This is a genomic window from Mycobacterium sp. TH-M11 (genome assembly GCF_057473725.1).
Genome location: NZ_JBYCLD010000195.1, coordinates 1 through 2,294, shown reverse-complemented (window position 1 = coordinate 2,294; position 2,294 = coordinate 1). Strand labels below are relative to the sequence as shown.

2 protein-coding genes are annotated in these 2,294 nt (G+C 65.3%); both read right to left on the bottom strand.

All coding sequences use genetic code 11. The features are described 5' to 3' along the window. Positions 1-1,873 (bottom strand): NAD-dependent epimerase/dehydratase family protein (locus tag AC2VOG_RS08625; RefSeq protein ID WP_486939498.1); only part of this gene is annotated, 1,873 nt, incomplete at its 3' end. 3 nt (positions 1,874-1,876) lie between these two features. Further along, on the bottom strand, positions 1,877-2,294 hold a 418-nt coding region (locus tag AC2VOG_RS08620; protein ID WP_486939497.1), incomplete at its 5' end, for an acyl carrier protein.

Sequence of the window (2,294 nt, the reverse complement as noted above, 5' to 3'; positions counted from 1 at the left end):
CCGGGTCGTCGGCATAGCTGGACGAGCGCATTTCGAGCTCGGCGGGACCACGGTGTCCGAACGAGTTCAATTCAGCGAGAACCTTCTTGTGGAACTCTGGGGCCTGGACTTCCAGTTCGGCGAGATGGTCGCCGGCACCGGCCAGAATGCGGCTTACGTTGGCATCGCGTCGGGCCGCATCGGCAAGCCGATACACGACCTTCAGCGGGCCGGCACTGGCCAACTCCTGACCGACCGGCAGCACCGTGTCGCGTCCGATCACACCGCGCAGGATCGTGCTGAGGGCGGCGAACGTCAAGAATGAGCCCATCGAGAGCACCCAGGCGTCGACGATGCTGTCCCTGGCGAGCAAGACCAGGCTCTGCAAGCGCGGATCACTGAGTTGCGAAAGATCGCCGGCAGCAAGCTCTTCGAGCCTGTCGATGTCATCGACGAAGTCACTGGTGTCGTAGTTTGCACCGGCGATCAAACCGGCCAGATTGGCGCCGAACACACCCAGATTTCGCACCGTGCGCAACGGTCCTGTCGCGCTGCGTGATTCGGCCGGTAACTTTTGCTCGCCGTGTATTGGCATAGACGCAACGCTGGGACCAAAGTACTGGCTCTGCCGGATCACCGTCCCCGGTTTGACGAAGGGCACGACTTCGGCCATGTAGTGCGCCGTGGTAATGGCCCCGTACAGGCGGTGGGCGAATACTCCCACTGTGCGAGTGGCGATCTCGCGCTGGATCAGTCCGCCGGGACGCAATCGGTCGGCAATGATCGCGCCGCCGGCACGCAGTCCCTTGACTGTCACGGATGCCGACGAAGGCGAGAACGGCCCCGGCAGCGCCTCGGAGAGATTGGTCGCCAGATAGGTCGGGAATCGGGGGTCGATCGGAGTGTCGAACTCGCCGTTGTCGCCGTCGGGACCGGCCATCACGGTCGTCATTCCATCGGCGGTTGGGGCATCGACCGCCGGGATGTCCTGGACATGGGTCAGCCGCCAGGGCACCGACGTCAACCGCGGACCGATGCTCACCCGGCCGCGTACCGCCAACGCGACGTCGTCCAGGCATTCGTGTCCGGTCCAGGCCGGTGTGTAATTCCACTTGTTCTGCAGCAGAGCGCTATCCAGCGACGGTGCGTCCAGCAGCAGGTCGAGTTCGGCGGCGGGCCCGAGCCTGCGAAACAGCCGCGATACCGTAGGCCGCCCGAGCGTCTGCGCGATCTCAGCGAGGGTGAGCTCTCCGGGCGCGGCGAGGTTGACCGCTCCACTGCCGATGCCCGCGTCAAGGGCGGCACGGACGAATACCCGGTGCGCGTCGTCGGTGTGCACGGCCTGCAGGGTGCGATCTGGGGCAGTCGGCAGAACGGGGCCCGCCAGTGCCCGCCGCACCCAATTGTCGACGCCGCGGCCGAGGATCGCCGCACTACGGATCGTCACCCACTCGGCACCGCTTGCAGCAACCATCGCCTCTGCACTGGCCTTGTCCCGACCGTACGCTGAAACCGGCTGCAAGGGTTCGGCTTCCGACTTGAAATATCCGGACCCGTAGACGTGAGCGGATGACGCGAACACAATGCGCCGGGTACCGGTCCGTGCCATCGCCTCGATCACATTGTGGGTGCCACCGACGTTGACATCGCGGTCCGCGGGACGAACTGTGGCCGGATTTCTCACCCAGGCACAGTGCACAACGACCTCCGCACCCGCCACCGCCCGCCGCACAGTGCTGGCGTCGCGAATATCACCGGAGACGAAAGCCGCTCCACTCGGCCAGCTTTCGGGCTGACGCCGGGCCAGACCGACAACCTGGTGGCCCGCACTGAACAACCGCAGGACCACCCCTCGGCCGACGACTCCGCTGGCTCCGATGACGGCGATTCTCATCGGCTACTCGTCGTCGTCGAGGAACGCGGCATTGACCAAGTCGTCGAGATCCATTGTCGCGAGGTCTTTTTCCTTACCCTGATCGACATCCGGGTCATTGGCCTCGTTGGCCAGACCCAACAACAGGTCTAGCACCCCGGCTTGCCGCAGCCGCTTGACCGGAATGGAAGCCACCACGCGCTGGATCTCCGCTTCACCGGGTGCGACTTTGGCGGCCACTTCGGCCGAGGCGCCGATCAGCTCCCGGCGGAAGTAGCCCGCCAGTGCCGTGGAGTTCGGGTAGTCGAAGATCAGCGTCGGTGACAGCGGCAGCCCGGTGGCGGCTTTGAGCCGGTTGCGCATTTCGACGGCGGTCAGCGAGTCGAAGCCCAACTCCTGGAACGCCTTGTCCGGATCGATCGCCTCCGGGCTGCTGGTACCC